The 17,400-nt window shown below is 64.5% G+C and carries 19 protein-coding genes and 1 pseudogene; 14 read left to right on the top strand and 6 right to left on the bottom strand.

Annotated features, from left to right (window positions below; all coding sequences use genetic code 11):
- Positions 1 to 128: 128 nt before the first annotated feature.
- Genes OKW38_RS31190 through OKW38_RS31125 form a run of 14 tightly spaced genes read left to right on the top strand, consistent with a single transcriptional unit; the run spans position 129 to position 13,533 of the window.
- Complete coding sequence (locus tag OKW38_RS31190; protein ID WP_429364750.1) at positions 129 to 443, top strand: non-heme iron oxygenase ferredoxin subunit; 315 nt, start codon at positions 129 to 131, stop codon at positions 441 to 443.
- Between the two features lies 1 nt (position 444).
- Entirely contained in the window at positions 445 to 756 is a 312-nt protein-coding gene (locus OKW38_RS31185; protein ID WP_429364748.1) for a recombinase-like helix-turn-helix domain-containing protein, read from the top strand.
- Between the two features lie 48 nt (positions 757 to 804).
- Positions 805 to 1,890, top strand: a complete 1,086-nt coding sequence (locus OKW38_RS31180; protein WP_429364746.1) for a Rieske 2Fe-2S domain-containing protein — start codon at positions 805 to 807, stop codon at positions 1,888 to 1,890.
- Positions 1,883 to 2,650, top strand: a complete 768-nt coding sequence (locus OKW38_RS31175) for an SDR family oxidoreductase (RefSeq protein WP_429364744.1) — start codon at positions 1,883 to 1,885, stop codon at positions 2,648 to 2,650. The genes OKW38_RS31180 and OKW38_RS31175 overlap by 8 nt, the downstream gene beginning before the upstream one ends.
- A 26-nt stretch (positions 2,651 to 2,676) precedes the next feature.
- Complete coding sequence (locus tag OKW38_RS31170; RefSeq protein ID WP_429364742.1) at positions 2,677 to 3,207, top strand: cupin domain-containing protein; 531 nt, start codon at positions 2,677 to 2,679, stop codon at positions 3,205 to 3,207.
- Between the two features lie 49 nt (positions 3,208 to 3,256).
- Complete coding sequence (locus OKW38_RS31165; protein ID WP_429364741.1) at positions 3,257 to 4,162, top strand: alpha/beta fold hydrolase; 906 nt, start codon at positions 3,257 to 3,259, stop codon at positions 4,160 to 4,162.
- Complete coding sequence (locus tag OKW38_RS31160; RefSeq protein WP_429364739.1) at positions 4,159 to 5,043, top strand: IclR family transcriptional regulator; 885 nt, start codon at positions 4,159 to 4,161, stop codon at positions 5,041 to 5,043. Before OKW38_RS31165 ends, OKW38_RS31160 begins: the two co-directional genes overlap by 4 nt.
- Positions 5,043 to 5,852: an SDR family oxidoreductase gene (locus tag OKW38_RS31155; protein WP_090808043.1), complete on the top strand. Its 810-nt coding sequence runs from the start codon at positions 5,043 to 5,045 to the stop codon at positions 5,850 to 5,852. Before OKW38_RS31160 ends, OKW38_RS31155 begins: the two co-directional genes overlap by 1 nt.
- The gene (locus tag OKW38_RS31150; protein ID WP_429364738.1) at positions 5,845 to 7,503 is read left to right on the top strand and encodes a thiamine pyrophosphate-binding protein; all 1,659 of its coding nucleotides are present in this window, start codon (positions 5,845 to 5,847) and stop codon (positions 7,501 to 7,503) included. Before OKW38_RS31155 ends, OKW38_RS31150 begins: the two co-directional genes overlap by 8 nt.
- Positions 7,496 to 8,326, top strand: coding sequence for an aspartate dehydrogenase (locus OKW38_RS31145; protein WP_184057780.1), 831 nt, complete (start codon positions 7,496 to 7,498; stop codon positions 8,324 to 8,326). The genes OKW38_RS31150 and OKW38_RS31145 overlap by 8 nt, the downstream gene beginning before the upstream one ends.
- Before the next feature lie 42 nt (positions 8,327 to 8,368).
- Complete coding sequence (locus OKW38_RS31140; RefSeq protein WP_429364736.1) at positions 8,369 to 9,859, top strand: aldehyde dehydrogenase; 1,491 nt, start codon at positions 8,369 to 8,371, stop codon at positions 9,857 to 9,859.
- Positions 9,860 to 9,880: 21 nt separating this feature from the next.
- The gene (locus OKW38_RS31135; protein ID WP_429364734.1) at positions 9,881 to 10,846 is read left to right on the top strand and encodes a VOC family protein; all 966 of its coding nucleotides are present in this window, start codon (positions 9,881 to 9,883) and stop codon (positions 10,844 to 10,846) included.
- Positions 10,839 to 12,104: an NAD(P)/FAD-dependent oxidoreductase gene (locus OKW38_RS31130; protein WP_184057786.1), complete on the top strand. Its 1,266-nt coding sequence runs from the start codon at positions 10,839 to 10,841 to the stop codon at positions 12,102 to 12,104. Before OKW38_RS31135 ends, OKW38_RS31130 begins: the two co-directional genes overlap by 8 nt.
- Positions 12,105 to 12,129: 25 nt before the next feature.
- A complete protein-coding gene (locus OKW38_RS31125) occupies positions 12,130 to 13,533 on the top strand; it encodes an MFS transporter (protein WP_429364732.1) in 1,404 nt (467 codons plus the stop codon).
- A gap of 95 nt (positions 13,534 to 13,628) precedes the next feature.
- On the opposite strand, the gene OKW38_RS31120 is transcribed toward OKW38_RS31125, so the two are convergent.
- From OKW38_RS31120 to OKW38_RS31095, 6 genes and pseudogenes are all read right to left on the bottom strand, one after another.
- A complete protein-coding gene (locus tag OKW38_RS31120) occupies positions 13,629 to 14,090 on the bottom strand; it encodes a GNAT family N-acetyltransferase (RefSeq protein ID WP_018423974.1) in 462 nt (153 codons plus the stop codon).
- Positions 14,091 to 14,232: 142 nt separating this feature from the next.
- Positions 14,233 to 14,436, bottom strand: a complete 204-nt coding sequence (locus tag OKW38_RS31115; RefSeq protein ID WP_090808029.1) for a DUF3562 domain-containing protein — start codon at positions 14,434 to 14,436, stop codon at positions 14,233 to 14,235.
- Positions 14,437 to 14,671: 235 nt separating this feature from the next.
- Entirely contained in the window at positions 14,672 to 15,970 is a 1,299-nt protein-coding gene (locus OKW38_RS31110; protein ID WP_090808027.1) for a TAXI family TRAP transporter solute-binding subunit, read from the bottom strand.
- Positions 15,971 to 16,149: 179 nt separating this feature from the next.
- Entirely contained in the window at positions 16,150 to 16,620 is a 471-nt protein-coding gene (locus OKW38_RS31105) for an Hcp family type VI secretion system effector (RefSeq protein ID WP_429364730.1), read from the bottom strand.
- A complete protein-coding gene (locus OKW38_RS31100; protein WP_184057796.1) occupies positions 16,610 to 16,888 on the bottom strand; it encodes a hypothetical protein in 279 nt (92 codons plus the stop codon). Before OKW38_RS31100 ends, OKW38_RS31105 begins: the two co-directional genes overlap by 11 nt.
- Positions 16,885 to 17,366 (bottom strand): annotated as a pseudogene (locus OKW38_RS31095) (DUF2778 domain-containing protein). Before OKW38_RS31095 ends, OKW38_RS31100 begins: the two are co-directional and overlap by 4 nt.
- Positions 17,367 to 17,400: the final 34 nt, after the last annotated feature.

Here is a 17,400-nt window from a genome sequence, read left to right as displayed (position 1 = left end):
ACGACAGTCGGTGTTTTCCCCTAAGAGCCCATTTTTTTATTTTCTCGGCGTAGACCGACTCCTATAATCGACCATACACGAACTGATGTTCCGTATATGGAACGTCAAGGCTCAGGAGAACGTGAGAAATGACCGAACCATGGCGCTGTGCCGGACATGCCGGTGACCTGTCCGAAGACTCCCCGCTCGAGTTCAAGCTCGACGGCACGGAGATCGGCATCTACAAGGTGGGCGACGAGATCTACGCGATGGAAAACGTCTGCCCCCACGCGTACGCGTTGCTGACGCAGGGCTTCGTCGACGGCGACACCGTCGAATGTCCGCTGCACGAAGCCGTGTTCCATATCCCGACCGGCAAGTGCCTGAAAGAGCAGGGCGGCCGCGACCTGAAGATGTACTCGGTACGTCTCGCAGGCGAAGAAATCCAGATCAAGGTGGAATGACATGCGAGAGGTAGCCGTGAATTTCAATCCCTTCCTGCAGCCGTGGCTCGCGCCGCAACCGAACAACGTCGCAGGCAAGGGCGTGATCGAGAAGCCGGGCGAGAGCAGCAACATGGTCTGGCAGAACCGCAAGGCCGAGCCGACCCAGTACGAAAACGACTTTGGCGATGCGCTCGAACGCGTTTTCGAAGCCGGCGCAACAGAACTGCAGGAGGTCGTCGAGGGCTTGAATCGCGACGGTTTCCGCACCCCGGAAGGCACTCAGTGGAACGCCGAGCGTTTGGCCGCCGAATTCCGTCAGCTCGCCGACTAGGCGCGCTTTTCAGAACACGTTTCACCGCATCCGTACTGGAGTCTCTTCATGACGTCCCCCATTACAACTGAAGGCACGGCCGATCCGGTCAAGTCGTATCTGGACCGCGGCCTGCGCAACTACTGGTATCCCGTCGCACCGAGCTGGCAGGTCGGCAACGCGCCGATCGGCGTCACGCGTCTCGGCGACCAGATCGTGCTGTGGCGCGATAGCGAAGGCAAAGTCCACGCACTCGAAGACCGCTGCCCGCACCGCGGCGCGCGTCTGTCGCTCGGCTGGAACCTCGGCGATCGCGTCGCGTGCTGGTATCACGGCGTCGAAGTGAACGGCAGCGGCACCGTCATCAACGTGCCCGCCGTGTCGAGCTGTCCGCTCGAAGGCAAGACCTGCGTGAAGTCGTACCCGGCCGAAGAACACGCCGGCGCGATCTTCCTGTGGTTCGGGGACGACGCGCACAAAGAACCGGCGCCGCTAGTGCTGCCTGACGAACTCGTCGGCGAGGAATACGCAAGTTTCCTGTGCATGTCGAACTGGAAGTGCAATTACCAGTACGCAATCGACAACGTGATGGACCCGATGCACGGCGCCTATCTGCACGCGACGTCGCACTCGATGGCCGAAGGCGACAAGCAGGCCGAGATGCGCGTGCGCAAGACCGAAACCGGTCTGATCTTCGAGAAGATCGGCCAGCGCGACGTGAACTTCGACTGGGTCGAACTCGGTGACACCGGCGCGCTGTGGATGCGTCTCGCGATTCCGTACAAGAAGAAGTTCGGCCCGGGCGGCAGCTTCGGCATCATCGGCTTCGCGGTTCCGGTCGACGGCGACAACTGCCAGGTCTACTTCTGGCGTACCCGCAAGGTGCAGGGCTGGCAGCGCGACGCATGGCGCTTCCTGTATCGCAACCGCCTCGAAGGTCTGCACTGGGACGTGCTCGAGCAGGACCGCTACGTCCTCGAAAGCCTCGCCCCGAACGCGCGCGATCACGAGTTCCTCTATCAGCACGACGTCGGCATGACGCGTGTGCGCCGCATGCTGCGTCAACGCGCACAGCAGGATCTCGCCGCGCTCGGAACGCATCGCGCGGCCAACGCGACGGCCGCCGCCAACGAAGCCGGTCACAGCCATGCATAACGACGCACTCGCAGCGCTCAAGGGCCGGCGCGTCCTCGTGACGGGCGGCGCGCGCGGTCTCGGCGCGGCGTTCGTCCGTGCGCTCGTCGAAGCTGGTGCACAGGTCGTGTTCGGAGACGTGCTGCACGACGAAGGCCGCGCGCTCGCGGCATCGCTGCGCGAGCAGGGCCACGCGACGACCTATCTGCCGCTCGACCTCGCCGATCCGGCCAGCGTTAAGCAGTTCGCGGAGCAAGGCGCGGCACAGCTCGGCGGTCTCGACGCGCTGATCAACAACGCGGCGATCACGAACTCCGGCGGCAAGTTCGCCGATGAGCTGTCCGTTCAAACGTGGGACGCCGTGATGAACGTCAACGTGCGCGGCACCTGGCTGATGAGCACCGCCGCGCTGCCCTATCTGCGCGAATCGGGCCGCGGCGCCGTCGTCAACATCGCGTCGGACACGGCGATGTGGGGCGCGCCGAAGCTGCTCGCGTATGTGGCGAGCAAGGGCGCCGTGATCTCGATGACCCGCTCGCTCGCGCGCGAATTCGGCGCGTACGGCGTGACCGTCAACGCGATCGCGCCGGGCTTGACCGAAGTGGAGGCAACCGCGTACGTGCCCGCCGAGCGTCATCAGTATTACCTGCAAGGCCGCGCGCTCGCGCGCGCACAAGTGCCCGACGATGTGACCGGGCCGGTGCTGTTTCTGTTGTCCGATGCCGCTCGCTTTGTGACTGGCCAGCTGCTGCCGGTCAACGGCGGCTTCGTGATGAATTGATCTTGTCGAATCGAAAGGAGAAAGAGATGGCGGACGCCGACAACGAACGCAAATCCTGGGACCAACCCGCGGACGCAAGCTTCCAGCAATGGCTGGACAGCCGCGTCGCACGCCTGGAGACGCGTCGCTACGACTGGGACGCGCTGAAGTTCCAGGCCGACTACGATCCGAAGTATCGACGTGCGCAGATGCGCTATGTCGGTACCGGCGGTACCGGCGTCGCGAAGGACATGAACACGGTGCCCGCAGGCAACTTCACGTTCTCGACGATGGTGATCCCGGCCGGCAACATCGGCCCGAGCCATATTCATAGGGACGTCGAAGAAATCTTTTTCGTGCTGCGCGGCAAGATGAAAGTGATCTGCGAGCGTGACGGTGAGACGTGGGAAGCGGTGCTCGGCGAGCGTGACCTGATCTCGGTGCCGCCCGGCGTGTACCGCACGGAAGTCAACATCGGCGAGGAAGACGCGCTGATGTGCGTGATGCTCGGTTCGCCGAAGCCGATTACGCCCACGTATCCGCCGGATTCGCCGCTCGCGAAGATCAAGCGCGGCTAACGCGCTGCCACGCCGTCCACGTCGTTCCACTTCACCCGCGAAGGAAATCATGTCCGCAGTCCCGTCCGTCAACGCCGAACAGCTTGCCGCGCTCGAAGCGCGTCTCGCACGCTATCCGGCGCAGCAAGGCAGCCTCGCCGCGCAACGCGTGCTCAGCTATCGCGAAGTCGATCGCGCTGGCCACGACGCGCTGCCGCTCGTGTTGCTGCACGGCATCGGTTCGGGCGCGGCTTCGTGGGTGCAGCAGCTCGACGCGCTCGGCGCGACGCGCCGTGTGCTGGCCTGGGACGCGCCGGGGTATGGCGCTTCCTCGCCGGTCGCGGCAGCTTCGCCAGTTGCGCAGGATTACGCAGTCGTACTGAAGGAATGGCTCGACGCGCTCGGCATCGAACGCTGCGTGCTGGCCGGGCACTCGCTCGGCGCGATCGTCGCCGGCGCGTTTGCCGCCGCGCATCCCCGCTATCTGGCGGGTCTGTTGCTGCTGTCGCCCGCGGGCGGCTACGGTGCGGCCGCGCCCGAGGTGCGCGACGCCAAACGCGATCAACGGCTCGCGATGCTGAACGAACTGGGGCCCCAGGGTCTCGCCAACACGCGCAGCGCAAACATGCTGTCCGCCCACGCGAGCGACGAAGCACGCGCATGGGTCCGCTGGAACATGTCACGAGTGATGCCGCATGGCTACGCGCAGGCCACGCACCTGCTCGCCAACGCGGATCTCGCGGCCGACCTCGGGCGCTACGACGGTCGCGTGAACGTCGCGGTCGGCGCCGAAGACACGGTCACGACGCCCGAGGCCTGCAAAAAGATCGCTCTGGCCGCGCGGACCCGCCTGCAGATCGTGCCGCGCGCGGGCCACGCCGGCTATATCGAGGCACCCGCCGCGTACACCACGATCATCGATACGTTCTGCCGCGCAAGCGACAGCCCACTGAGCCAAAGCGGAGCCAAAGCATGACGCCCGACACACTTGACCCAGAGCGCGATCTCGCCGCAGAGGGCAACGAAACGAGCAGCGATTCGGGCTACCGGGTGCCCGGTCTCGAACGCGGCTTGAAGATCCTGATGGAGTTCTCGCCGCGCGAGCCGGTGCTCGGCGCACCGGAGCTGTCGCGGCGCCTGAGCATTCCGCGCACGACGGTGTTCCGTCTGCTGCAGACGCTCGAATTCCTCGGCTTTCTCGAACGCGCCGACAAGGACCGCAACTATCGCCTCGGCGTCGCGGTGCTGCGACTCGGTTTCGAATATTTGAGCTCGCTCGAACTGACCGATCTCGGTCTGCCGATCATCGAAAAGCTGCGCGACGAGACCGGCCTCACGAGCCACATCGTGATTCGCGATGCACGCGACGTCGTGTTCGTCGCGAAGGCGCAAAGCCATGCGCCGATTTTCAGTTCGGTGAAGGTCAACGTCGGCACGCGCCTGCCCGCGCATGCGACGACCCATGGCCAGGTGCTGATGGGCGATCTGACGTTCGAGGAACTGAAGAAGCTCTATCCGGAGCCGGAACTCGAGCGCTTCACGACGCAGACGCCGGCCACGGTCGACGAACTGTACGAACGGATTCGCGACGACGCGCGGCGCGGCTTCGCGATCAGCGAGTCTTCGTTCGAGCGCGGCATTTCGGTGGTCAGCGCGCCGGTGCGTAACGACTCGCGCCGCATCGTCGCGGTGATCACGACGACGATTCCGCGCCGCGAGATCGATGCATCGCTGCTCGACGGCGGTCTCGTCGACAAGGTGCGCCGCGCGGCCGACGAGCTGTCGCAGCGGCTCAATTACCGGCCGAAGTCTGGGCCGAATAGCGGCAACAAGTACATGAAGGCACTGGGGCTCTGATGATCCAAATCGATTTGACCGGACAGGTAGCGGTGGTGACGGGCGGTTCGTCCGGCATCGGCCTCGCAACCGCCGAACTGTTTTTACGCGCCGGCGCTTCGGTCGCGATCTGCGGCCGCGACAGCGAGCGGCTCGCCCAGGCGCAAGCCGCGCTCACGAAGAAGTATTCCGGCGCGCAACTGCTCGCGCAGCGCTGCGACGTGCTCGACGCCGACGAAGTCAACGCGTTCGCGCAGGCGGTGCAGCAGCGCTTCGGCCGCACCGACATGCTGATGAACAACGCGGGCCAGGGCCGGGTGTCGACCTTCGCCGATACGACCGACGAGGCCTGGCGCGAGGAACTCGACCTCAAGTACTTCGGCGTGATCCGCCCGACCCGCGCGTTCCTGCCGATGCTCCGCGACACGGCCGGCGCCGGCTGCAACGCGGCGATCGTCAACGTGAACTCGCTGCTCGCGCTGCAGCCGGAGCCGCATATGGTGGCGACGTCGTCGGCGCGCGCGGGCCTGCTGAGCCTGACGAAGTCGCTCGCGGTCGAACTGGCGCCGCAGCGCGTGCGCGTCAATTCGATCCTGATCGGCATCGTCGAATCGGGTCAATGGCGCCGCCGTTATGCCACCCAGGCCGAGCCCGGACAGAGCTGGGAAGACTGGACCGGGGAACTCGCGCGCAAGAAAAACATCCCGCTCGGCCGCTTCGGCCGTCCCGAAGAAGCGGCACAGGCGCTCTTTTATCTGGCTACCCCGCTGTCGTCGTACACGACTGGCAGTCACATCGATGTTTCTGGAGGCGTTGCACGACATGTCTAACAAAACCACCGTTGGCGAACTGATCGCCGCCTTTCTCGAGCAATGCGGCGTTAAAACCGCCTTCGGGGTGATCTCGATCCACAACATGCCGATCCTCGACGCAATCAACACGCGCGGCAAGATCCGTTATGTCGGCGCGCGTGGCGAAGCCGGCGCGGTGAACATGGCTGACGGCCTCGCGCGCGTTTCCGGCGGCCTCGGCGTCGCTTTTACGAGCACCGGCACCGCCGCGGGCAACGCGGCGGGCGCGATGGTCGAGGCGCTGACGGCGGGCACGGCACTGCTGCACGTGACCGGCCAGATCGAAACCGATTATCTCGATCAGGACCTCGCGTACATCCACGAGGCACCGGATCAGCTGTCGATGCTGCAATCGATCTCGAAGGCCGCGTTCCGGGTGCGCTCGGTCGAAACCGCGTTGCCGACGATCCGCGAAGCCGTGCGCGTCGCGCGAGCCGCGCCGAGCGGCCCGGTCAGCGTCGAGATTCCGATCGACATCCAGGCCGCCGAAGTCGAATGGCCGAGCGATCTCGGCGCCCCGCACGTGAGTACGCTCACGCATTGCAAGGACCGCGTCGCGCAACTCGCGCAGCACCTGACGAAGGCGAAGCGCCCGCTGTTGTGGCTGGGCGGCGGCACGCGCCACGCGCGCGCGGCGGTCGAACGTCTGGTCGCGCTCGGCTTTGGTGTCGTGACCAGCGTGCAGGGTCGCGGCGTGCTGCCCGAAGATCACCCGGCCACGCTCGGCGCGTTCAACGTGCACCCGGCGGTCGAAAACTTCTACAAGACCTGCGACGCGCTCGTCGTGGTCGGCTCGCGTCTGCGTGGCAATGAAACACTGAAGTACAAGCTCGCGCTGCCGCAGCCGCTGTATCGCATCGACGCCGACGCGCTCGCCGACAACCGCGGCTATCGCAACGACATGTTCATCCACGGCGACGCCGCCGCGGTGCTCGACGAACTCGCGACGCTGCTCGAAGGCAAGCTGAAGATCGATCCGGCGTTCGCGCAAGACCTGGCCGCCGCGCGCGAAAGCGCGGTCGCCGACGTCAGCAAGGGTCTTGGGCCCTACAAGCGTCTCGTCGACGCGCTGCAGGAAGCCGTGGGCCGCGACTACAACTGGGTGCGCGACGTCACGATCTCGAACAGCACGTGGGGCAACCGCCTGCTGAAGATCTTCACGCCGCGCGCTGGCGTGCACGCGCTCGGCGGCGGCATCGGCCAGGGTATGCAAATGGGTATCGGCGCGGCGCTCGCGGGCAATGCGGCGAAGACCGTGGCTCTGTGCGGCGACGGTGGCCTGATGGTCAACGTCGGCGAACTCGCGACGGCCGTGCAGGAAAACGCCAACGTGATGATCGTGCTGATGAACGACCAATGCTACGGCGTGATCCGCAACATTCAGGACGCGCAGTACGGCGGCCGCCGCTGCTACGTGCAACTGCATCAGCCGGATTTCGCGCAGTTCTGCGAAAGCCTGAAGCTCCCGCACTACCGCATCAAGTCGCTCGACGACGCCGCCGCGATCATCCGCGAAGGCATGGCGAAGACGGGTCCGGTGCTGGTCGAAGTGGACATGCTGTCGGTCGGCTCGTTCGCCACCGCGTTCGCGGGCCCGCCGGTCAAGAAAGAGGAGCCGCAGCATGCATGAGGCCGGCTACGCGGGACATCACGCGCCCATCGACATCGCGATGATCGGCTTCGGCGCGATCGGCCAGGCGGTGTACCGCTCGGTCGCCGCCGATCCGGCGGTGCGCGTGTCGCATGTGATCGTGCCTGAAAGTCATGTGGCGTCGGTGCGTGAAGTGGTGGGCGCGAGCGTCGACGTGGTGTCGTCGGTGGCGGCGCTGAGCACGAAGCCGCAGTTCGCGCTCGAATGCGCGGGCCACAGCGCGCTCGTCGCTCACGTCGTGCCGTTGCTGAAGGCGGGCACCGATTGTGCGGTCGCGTCGATCGGCGCGCTGTCCGATGTCGGGCTGCTCGATGCGCTCGCGGCCGCGGCCGATCAAGGCGACGCGACGGTCACGCTGCTGTCGGGCGCAATCGGCGGTGTGGACGCGATCTCGGCGGCGCGCTTCGGCGGTCTCGACGAAGTGCTGTACACGGGCCGCAAGCCGCCGGTCGGCTGGCTCGGCACGCCGGCCGAAGCGGTTTGCGATCTGGCCACGCTCGCCGAAGAGAAAGTGATTTTCGAGGGCAGCGCGCGCGAGGCCGCGCGGCTCTATCCGAAGAACGCGAACGTCGCCGCGACGATCGCGCTCGCGGGCCTCGGCCTCGACAACACGGCAGTGCGATTGATCGCCGATCCGAACGTGACGCGCAACGTGCATCGCATCGTCGCGCGGGGCGCGTTCGGCGAGATGGCGCTCGAAATGAGCGGCAAGCCGCTGCCGGACAACCCGAAGACGTCCGCGCTGACCGCCTATAGCGCGATCCGCGCACTGCGCAATCGCGCGGCGCGCTGCGTGATCTAAGACCCGTTAAGCCCCTGGCTTGAAAGAACCGGAACGACCGACATGACTCACTTCGATACCAGCCTCGTGCCCAACGGCGATATTTTCATCGGGGGCGAATGGCGGCAGGGGCGCGGCAACCCGTACAAAAGCCTGTATCCGGCGGATCAGTCGGTCAACATGGAAATCTCGACGGCCAGCGCCGACGACGCGCGCGAAGCCATCGAAGCCGCCGACGCGGCGTGGCGCAAGTCCAACTGGTCGGGTCTGAAGCCGCATCAACGCGCATTGATCCTGTATCGCATCGCCGATCTGATCATGGCGCGCCACGAAGCGCTCGCGAATCTGCAGCGCCGCGACAACGGCAAGCCGATCGGCGAGACGCGCGTGCTGGTCGCGAGCGCGGCGAACACGTTCCGCTATTTCGCGGCCTGCCTCGAAACGCTCGATGAAGACGTCACGCCGTCACGCGGCGACTATCTGACGATGAGCATCTACGAGCCGATCGGTGTGGTCGCGGCGATCACGCCGTGGAATTCGCCGATCGCGTCCGACGCGCAGAAGCTCGCGCCGGCGCTCGCGGGCGGCAATGCGGTGGTGCTGAAGCCCGCCGAAGTCACGCCGCTGGTGTCGCTCGCGCTCGCGCGCATCTGCGAGGAAGCGGGCGTGCCGAAGGGTGTGGTCAGCGTGCTGCCGGGCAAGGGCTCGGTGATCGGCGACGTGCTGGTGCGCCATCCGCTCGTGAAGAAGGTGTCGTTTACGGGCGGCACCGAAGTGGGCCGCGGCATCGCGCGCATCGCGGCGGACAAGCTGATGCCGGTGTCGCTCGAACTCGGCGGCAAGTCGCCGACCATCGTGTTCGACGACGCCGATCTCGATCATGCGGTGAACGGCGTGCTGTACGGCATTTTCAGCTCGTCGGGCGAGGCGTGCATCGCAGGTTCGCGCCTGTTCGTGCAGCGCTCGATCTACGACACGTTCATGCAGCGTCTGGTCGAAGGCGCGCGCAAGCTGCGCGTCGGCGATCCGTCGCGCGAGAACACGCAGATGGGTCCGCTGATCACGCAGGCGCATCGCGAGACGATCGAACGCTATGTCGCGCTCGGTCTAGAAGAGGGCGGGCGTCTGCTGTGCGGCGGCGAACGTCCGGTCGGCGATAACCGCGAAGCCGGCACCTACTTCCAGCCGACCATTCTCGAAGGCCTGACCAACGACGCGCGCATCTGCCAGGAAGAAATCTTCGGCCCGGTGCTCGTCGCGATGCCGTTCGACGACGAAGCGTCGCTGCTGAAGGAAGCGAACGACAGCGTGTTCGGCCTCGCCGCCGGCATCTGGACGCGCGACTACAAGCGTGCCTACCGGATCGCGCGCGGGCTCGAAGCCGGCACCATCTGGATCAACACCTACAAGCTGTTCTCGATCTCCACGCCGTTCAGCGGCTGGAAGGAGAGCGGCATGGGACGCGAAAAAGGCCGTGTCGGCATTCGCGAATACATGCAACAGAAGAGCCTCTACTGGGGCTTGAACGACGCGCCGTTGGCGTGGGCGAACTGAAGCGGGACGAAGAGGCACGTTATGACGATTCTCGGCATTGAACAGATTATTTACGGCGTGACGGATCTCGCCACCTGTCGGCAATTTTTCGCGGACTGGGGCATGAAAGAGACCGCCCACGACGAAACCCACGCGCGCTTCGAAACGCTGAACGGCTGCACGGTGCTCGTCGTCGAGGCGAACGATGCGTCGCTGCCGCCCGCGTTCGAAGAAGGCCCGACCTTGCGCGAAGTGACGTGGGGCGTCGCGACGAAGGCGGAGCTCGACGCGCTGCGGGGCCGCTTAGCCGGCCAGCCGGGTCACTACGAAACCGACGACGCGGTTGGCTGCATCGACCCGAACGGCATGGCGGTGCGCGTCGAAGTCACGCGAAAGTGGGCGGTCGACGTGCACGGTTCGCCGTCGAACGTGTGGGGCCAGACGCTGCGCGTCGATCAGCCGTCTCCGGTCTATGAGCGCGCGGAGCCGGTCGAAGTGGGCCACGTCGTGTTCTTCACGAACAGGCTCGCCGAACAGGAAAAGTTCTATCACGAACTGCTCGGCTTCGAGACCTCGGACCGTTATCCGGGCCGCGGCGCGTTCATGCGCTGCGCGCCGCACGGCGGCCATCACGACCTGTTCCTGCTGGCGCTGCCGAACGGCAAACGCGGCCTGAACCACGTCGCGTTCACCGTGCGCGACATCCACGAAGTGTTCGGCGGCGGCATGCACATCAGCCGCTGCGGTTGGGAAACGCAACTCGGCCCGGGACGTCATCCGGTGTCGTCGGCGTACTTCTGGTACTTCAAGAATCCGGCCGGCGGCCTGATCGAGTACTACGCCGACGAAGATCAACTGACGCCCGATTGGCAGCCACGCGATTTCGAGCCGGGCCCGACCGTGTTCGCCGAATGGGCGATCGACGGCGGCATCGACGGCAACACGCGGCGCCAGAAAGACGCGAAGGCGCCGGAAGGCAAGTTCATGACGGAGCGCAAGAATGACTGACGTTGCCGCGGAAAAGGCCCAGACCGCGCATGCGGGGCTCGAGGCGCCGCGCACGATCGTCGTGATCGGCGGCGGCCAGGCGGCCGGCTGGGTCGTGAAGACATTGCGCCGGGAAGGCTTCGACGGCCGCCTCGTGATGATCGCCGACGAAGTGCATCTGCCGTACGAGCGTCCGCCGCTGTCGAAGGCCGTGCTGGCCGGCGACGCGGACATCGACACGGTGCGGCTCGTGAAGCCCGACGATTTCGACGCCTTGAACGTCGAGGCATGGCAACCGGATCGCGCGACGTCGATCGATCGCGAGCAGCGCATCGTACGCACGAAGTCGGGCCGCGAAGTGCGGTACGACCGCCTCGTGATCTCGACCGGCGGCGCGGCTCGCCGTCTGCCCGACGCGCTCGTGAAGACCTCGCATATCGCCTATCTGCGCACGCTCGACGAAGCGGTCGCGCTCGGCGAACGGCTGCGCTCAAGCAAGCGCGTGCTCGTGATCGGCGGCGGCTGGATCGGTCTCGAAGTCGCGGCGACCGCGCGCAAGCTAGGCGTCGAGGCGTGCGTGGTGGAAGGCGCGCCGCGTCTGTGCGTGCGCTCGCTGCCGCCGCTGGTGTCCGATTTCCTGCTGGAGCTGCATCGCGCGAACGGCGTGGACGTGCGTCTGAACGCGGCGTTGGTCAAGCTCGAAGATCATCCGAACGACGCGAACCGGCTGCGCGCGACGTTTAAGGACGGCTCGACGCTCGACGCCGATTTCGCGGTGGCCGGCATCGGTCTCGCACCGCATACGGCGATTGCACAAGCGGCGGGCGTGAAGGTCGAGGATGGCATCGTCGTCGATCACTTCGGCGCCACCGACGACCCGCGCATCTTCGCGTGCGGCGACGTCGCGAATCATCCGAGCGCGTGGCTGAAGCGCCGCGTGCGGCTCGAATCGTGGGCCAACGCGCAGAACCAGGCGATCTCCACGGCGAAGGCCTTGCTCGGCACGTTCGAACCGTACGCGGATATTCCGTGGTTCTGGTCCGATCAGTACGACGTGAACCTGCAGATTCTCGGCGACATTCCGGCCAACGCGGAACTCGCGGTGCGCGGTGATCTGCCCGGCAAACGCGCAACGCTGTTCTATCTGGAAGACAACACGATTCGTGGCGTGATCGCGATCAACACCCCGCGTGAGCTGAAGCTTTCGCGCAAGTGGATGAACCAGGGCCGGACCATCGACCTTGTCACCCTGACTGACGCCTCCACGGCGCTTGCCTAATCATTTCTACGGACGGCACCTCGGCATGAGAACCATCGAAAACACAACAGGAGACCGCAGCAGCGCCGGTGTTTCAGGCGCTGTGACGCAAGGCTCGATCATCGCGCGTCTGGAGCGCTTGCCGAGGAACCGGATGCAGGTGCGTGCGCGCATACTGATCGGTCTCGCGACGTTCTTCGATGGCTTCGACGTCATCGCGATCGCGGCGACGCTGCCCTTGCTGATCGCGAAATGGAATCTGACGCCGTGGGACGTCGGCTTCCTGCTTGGCTCGGGCGCCGTGGGACAACTGATCGGCGCGTTCCTGTTTCCGTGGTACGCGGAACGCGGCGGACGCGTGAAGGCGATCGCGCTGAGCTCGGGCATTATCGGCATCACCAGTCTCGCGTGCGGTTTTGCGCCGACCTTCGCGGTGTTCGTCGCGCTGCGTATCGTCCAGGGCCTGGGCCTCGGCGGTGAGTTGCCGGTGGCCGCGACCTATATCAACGAGATCAGCCGCGCGCACGGCCGCGGACGCTTCGTTCTGCTGTACGAAATCGTGTTCCCGATCGGGCTGCTCGCGTCGAGCGCGCTCGGTGCCTGGATCGTGCCGCGCTTCGGCTGGCAGGCGATGTACTTCATCGGCGGCATGCCGTTGATTTTGTTCTTCGTGCTGCGCAAGCTCGTGCCGGAATCGCCGCGCTGGCTCGCCGTGCGCGACCGGATGGCCGAAGCCGATTCCGCCGTGCTCGCGTTCGAACGTGCCGCCAAGGTGCCGCTGCCGCCGGTCGCGCAGGCGTCGGAGTTCGACGAGATGGTCAATCGCCATCCGAAGCGCCGCGTCGCGGACCTGTTCGGCCCGGCCTATCTGAAGCGCACGCTCGCCGTGGCGATGCTGTGGGTCACCTGCGGCTTCATCCAGTACGGCCTGTCGACCTGGCTGCCGACGATCTACCGCACGATCTATCACGCGCCGCTGCAACTCGCGCTGAACCTGGCGGTCGCGGCGTCGGTGCTCGGCGTGCTCGGATCGCTGGCCTGCGCGTTACTGGTCGACAAGGTGGGACGCAAGCCGATCATCAGCATCTCGTTCGTGCTGTGCGCGTTGTCGCTGGGCATGGCGGGTGTGTTTCACGGCTCGTCGGTGTATGTGGTCGCAACCTGCTGCGCGCTGGCGCTCGGCTTTCTCGCCAGCGGCTTCATCACGGCCTATGTGTACACGCCGGAGCTGTACCCGACCAGCATCCGCGCGATGGGCTGCGGCGTCGGCGGCGCGTGGCTGAAGGTGGCGGCGATCTTCGCGCCGGCGATCGTGTCGAAGACGATGATCGGCGGCAACCTGGAAGTGGCGTTCTATATCCTCGCTGCCGTGCCGTTCCTCGCGGCGGTCGCGGTGCACTTCCTCGGTATCGAAACCAAGGGCAAGGTGCTGGAGCAGCTCGAGGCTTGACCGGGACTGCGTGATGACCGCTCGAGCAGTAAAACGAAAGGCGCACCGGGTAGTGCGCCTTTCGTCTTTGATGAGCCTTGATGACGCGCTGAGCGCTAAAGCGCTTTGCGATATACCACGAAGCCGGACTTATCCGCGACCTTGTCATAGAGCTGCATCGCGGTGTGATTCGTCTCGTGCGTCTGCCAGTAGACGCGTTGCGCGCCGTCGGCTTTTGCCCGCGCATAGACGGCCTCGATCAGCGCACGGCCGACACCCTTGCCGCGCTCGCTATCGAGCGTGTACAGGTCCTGCAGATAGCAGATCGGCCCCGCCATCGTCGTATGACGGTGATAGAGAAAATGCACGATGCCCTGCAACTGCCCGGCGCGTTCTGCGACGAACGCATGCATCGGCTCGTAGCCATCGAAAAAGCGATTCCACGTGATTTGCGTGATCTCGCGCGGCAACGCGGTCTCGCCCGAGCGGCCATAAAACGCGTTGTAGGCGTCCCATAGCGGGAGCCATGCATCGAAATCGTCACGGGTGACGGCGCGAATCTGCAGCGGGGCGGACATGTGGACGGCTCCTTTGAAAAGCTGTGGAACCGCCAGCATAAAAAATTTGCGACGCGATTGTTAGCTCCACCATGCTCGCAAAATCTGGAGCCACGACGCGTGCGACAGCGCGGTGAGCCGATGCATCACCGCATGCCGCGAGTCAGTGCTCGCGACGTTGCTTGTGACGCAACTCGTTGCGGACCTTCTTCGCGGCGAACAGCGGCACGTAGTCGAACACGCGCGCCTCGTTCCGGAATTCGGCGAGGGTATCGGCGTACATGCGCGACACCGTTTCTGCCGGCGTGTCGGTTTCCTCGGCGATGCTTCGGACCACTTCGTCTACATTCGGCTCAGGCTGGGACATGGTCTCTCTCCGGGTAGGACGGCAGGCTGGATGGACGGTACGCGGACGGCAGGAGTCCATTACAGGATGCGAATCGCGAGCGCGCCAATTGAATCGACCTATCGTTCGACTGATTTCACAGAGATTTTTTTCTTGCGCTGCGGCAAGCACCCACGCGGTGAGGACGTGCGGAAAATCAACTGGGTGCGCGGTGGTGAATACCCGGGAAACGCACAGGGCTAAGCGACCGCCGTCTCTACTTCTGCACTTTCTGCGCTACATGCGCGATCCGGTCGCGCACGACGCCGATCGCCTGCTTCAGCGCGTAAACATCCTGAAAGTAGCGGTACGGAATTCGGATCTGGCTAGCGTTCGCGTCGATGCTTTCAATCTCCTCACTCCATTGCGCGATCTGCGCGCGAGACGGCTCGGCGTTCTTCCATACTTCGTCCTCGAGCGCCTTGATCGCGCGGTACCAAACGATCAGGCGTTTCTTCATCCGCGCTTCGAGCATGCGCGGCAGCGCCTGCGCGAGGCCGATCAGCAGCGCGAGGAACGGCACCAGAATCAGCAGCCGCCGTTCGATCAGACTCGCGAGCCAGAACGGCAGGTAGCGATACAGAAACGGCCGGCCCGATTTGAAGTACCGCACGCTTTCGTCGGAGATCGGGAATTCTTCGGTGTTCAGGTTGGGGAACGTGCCGAGCGGCGTGAAGTAGTCCTCGCCGCCGTGCACCGTGCGCGCCGCGTCGAGCAGCAGATAGACGAGCGCCGGATGCAGCGTGTCCTTCGACACGAGCAGCGCCGTCGCCGCGAGCAGCGTGACGTCGCTGCGCGGCAGATCGTCGGCGACGCTCGTCGAGGCACGCGGCAAGATGATCTTCGACAGCGACGGGAATTTTTGCGCCAGTGCATCGGCCTGCGCGAAGCTCATCAGCTTCAGGTTGCTGGTGAGCAGCGTGTGCTGCATGTCGGCGTCGGGCCGGCCAATGAAGAATGCCGCGTCGACCTGACCGCTTTCGAGCCCCTGGTATGCGGCGTTCGCATCCATCTGCAGCAGCGTCGAGTTCTGACTCGTGACGCCGCTATAGCCGAGCAGCACCTGCGAGACGTTGAGCAATCCGCTGCCTGGCACGCCCATCGAAATGCGCTTGCCGCGCAGTTGCGACAGCCGGTCGATCGTCGCATCGCCGCGATAGAACACCCAGATCGGTTCGTACGACACGGCGGCGATGGTTTCCAGATTGTCGGTGTCATTCGGACTGGTCGTGCCCGACTGGATGAAGCCGACCTGATAGGCGCTGTTCGGGTCCGCGAGCCGCTGGTAGTTTTCGACCGAGCCCGACGAGCTACGGATGTCGAGCTTGACGCCTTCGCGCTTGAGCAGCGGCGCGTAGCGATCGGCGAAGCCGCGATAGATGCCGCCGTCCGCACCGGTGGTGATGACGATCGTGCGCTGGAACGCGGGCTCGAGCACGAGCGCGAGCATCCAGCCGAATGCGGCGATGAGCACGATCGCGCCGACGATCAGAAGACGCCGGCGCCGCCGCGTCATCGGGGTTCTCGGGTTGCGGTACAGCGCGGGGTCTGGTCTCGGCATCGTTACCCGGTTTGGTCAGGTCCGGCCTTGGTGACTGATGGGATGGAGGCGGTCTCTATTTCCTCAACTTTACGATATCAGAGGGTTTTATTGGATAGTCAGTGATGTGCATTGAAAAGGTCTGGCTGACACTGTCATCGGGGCACAGGTCGGTTGGCCCTGATGTCGAAGATTCCGGTAACTACGCCGTTGCTGCCGCCTTGGGCATTTTGAACGATGTATTCCTGCTTGAACCTGGCAAAAGAGAGGCGAACCTGTTCGTGTTGTGCGGTCATCTCTACGCCCGTGATGAATACATCGTTCATTGTGAGCCTGAGGAAATCGAGGGGGCTGCCACCCGCCCTGCGCATGGTAAGAACCGCTTTCGAAACGTGCGTGCCGGTCAGGCAATAGGACATCAGGCTCGGACTCGCCCGGTCCACGTTGTGGAAGAACACGAGGTCGTCGACCGAGGCTTTGCTGACGCCGCTTCCTGGTCCGGCCATCATGGAGAGCCGCTGTGCCATCTTCCATGTCCAGTTGATCACCTCGATTTCGTCCGGGTGTGTCGCGTCCTGCGACTCGCCCGTAATCCCGTCGATTTTTATGAAAACGTCATTTGACATCAAGGCGACACCTCTTTCTAACAAAAAGCACGGACCCGCCCCACGAGAGCCCCCAGCATAGTAGGAAACTGACTGCGAGCAGCAGCGTAACCACCACGTCCTCTTCGCCCTCCACACCGACGGCGCCAACGAGCTTGAAGAGGGGGCGAAGCATTTCTAACGTGGATTCGCTGCCCACCCAGCGCGCAAGCGGGTCGATCGTCGACAACGCAATGCAGACTGGGACAGTCAACACGAAGGCCGTAAAAATCCGCAGCGCAGTTTTCATTGCACAAGTACCGTACCGTAGTACTGCAGTGTGGTGCCGGGTATCTTCCGGGTTGGGTGCGACAGCAAGAACGAGCGTAAGCGATCGAACTGGGACTGGTCCGTGACCGTGATGCATCCCTCACTTTCTCCCCAGCGACCAGTCGGATGCAGGCGGAAGTTGCCTCGCTTCACGCCATTGATAAATGTCCAATCGTCAATCACGCCGTCGTTTCGATAAAGCGCGAACCAGATCGAATGATCGACATCGGACCATGCGTCCTTGACAAGGTCATACAGCCATCCCAGATGACCGCCACTCTGTCGGTCTACGATGTAGTACAGGCCTTGCGGAAGCGGACCGCTTTCGGCGACCGCTGTATCTGCGGGGTGTTGACATGGGCTGGTTTGCCCGAAAAAGCAGACACGTTGCCAAAGCCTTTGCAGGTCAATACAGAGATGAGTCGACGGTTAAGCGTGAAATAGCACTCGGCGGGCATGGTTTACACATCGAAAAGGCGTTCACTCCGTGGT

Origin of the sequence: Paraburkholderia sp. MM5496-R1 (assembly GCF_050436205.1) — a bacterium.
Taxonomy (GTDB): domain Bacteria; phylum Pseudomonadota; class Gammaproteobacteria; order Burkholderiales; family Burkholderiaceae; genus Paraburkholderia; species Paraburkholderia tuberum.
Note: the sequence above shows the minus strand (reverse complement) of the source record. Positions and strands in the feature narration are given on the sequence as shown.

Coding starts and splice junctions, on each gene's coding strand:
- OKW38_RS31190 (WP_429364750.1), top strand. CDS start 129: ATGACCGAACCATGGCGCTGTGCCGGACATGCCGGTGACCTGTCCGAA.
- OKW38_RS31185 (WP_429364748.1), top strand. CDS start 445: ATGCGAGAGGTAGCCGTGAATTTCAATCCCTTCCTGCAGCCGTGGCTC.
- OKW38_RS31180 (WP_429364746.1), top strand. CDS start 805: ATGACGTCCCCCATTACAACTGAAGGCACGGCCGATCCGGTCAAGTCG.
- OKW38_RS31175 (WP_429364744.1), top strand. CDS start 1,883: ATGCATAACGACGCACTCGCAGCGCTCAAGGGCCGGCGCGTCCTCGTG.
- OKW38_RS31170 (WP_429364742.1), top strand. CDS start 2,677: ATGGCGGACGCCGACAACGAACGCAAATCCTGGGACCAACCCGCGGAC.
- OKW38_RS31165 (WP_429364741.1), top strand. CDS start 3,257: ATGTCCGCAGTCCCGTCCGTCAACGCCGAACAGCTTGCCGCGCTCGAA.
- OKW38_RS31160 (WP_429364739.1), top strand. CDS start 4,159: ATGACGCCCGACACACTTGACCCAGAGCGCGATCTCGCCGCAGAGGGC.
- OKW38_RS31155 (WP_090808043.1), top strand. CDS start 5,043: ATGATCCAAATCGATTTGACCGGACAGGTAGCGGTGGTGACGGGCGGT.
- OKW38_RS31150 (WP_429364738.1), top strand. CDS start 5,845: ATGTCTAACAAAACCACCGTTGGCGAACTGATCGCCGCCTTTCTCGAG.
- OKW38_RS31145 (WP_184057780.1), top strand. CDS start 7,496: ATGCATGAGGCCGGCTACGCGGGACATCACGCGCCCATCGACATCGCG.
- OKW38_RS31140 (WP_429364736.1), top strand. CDS start 8,369: ATGACTCACTTCGATACCAGCCTCGTGCCCAACGGCGATATTTTCATC.
- OKW38_RS31135 (WP_429364734.1), top strand. CDS start 9,881: ATGACGATTCTCGGCATTGAACAGATTATTTACGGCGTGACGGATCTC.
- OKW38_RS31130 (WP_184057786.1), top strand. CDS start 10,839: ATGACTGACGTTGCCGCGGAAAAGGCCCAGACCGCGCATGCGGGGCTC.
- OKW38_RS31125 (WP_429364732.1), top strand. CDS start 12,130: ATGAGAACCATCGAAAACACAACAGGAGACCGCAGCAGCGCCGGTGTT.
- OKW38_RS31120 (WP_018423974.1), bottom strand. CDS start 14,090: ATGTCCGCCCCGCTGCAGATTCGCGCCGTCACCCGTGACGATTTCGAT.
- OKW38_RS31115 (WP_090808029.1), bottom strand. CDS start 14,436: ATGTCCCAGCCTGAGCCGAATGTAGACGAAGTGGTCCGAAGCATCGCC.
- OKW38_RS31110 (WP_090808027.1), bottom strand. CDS start 15,970: ATGACGCGGCGGCGCCGGCGTCTTCTGATCGTCGGCGCGATCGTGCTC.
- OKW38_RS31105 (WP_429364730.1), bottom strand. CDS start 16,620: ATGTCAAATGACGTTTTCATAAAAATCGACGGGATTACGGGCGAGTCG.
- OKW38_RS31100 (WP_184057796.1), bottom strand. CDS start 16,888: ATGAAAACTGCGCTGCGGATTTTTACGGCCTTCGTGTTGACTGTCCCA.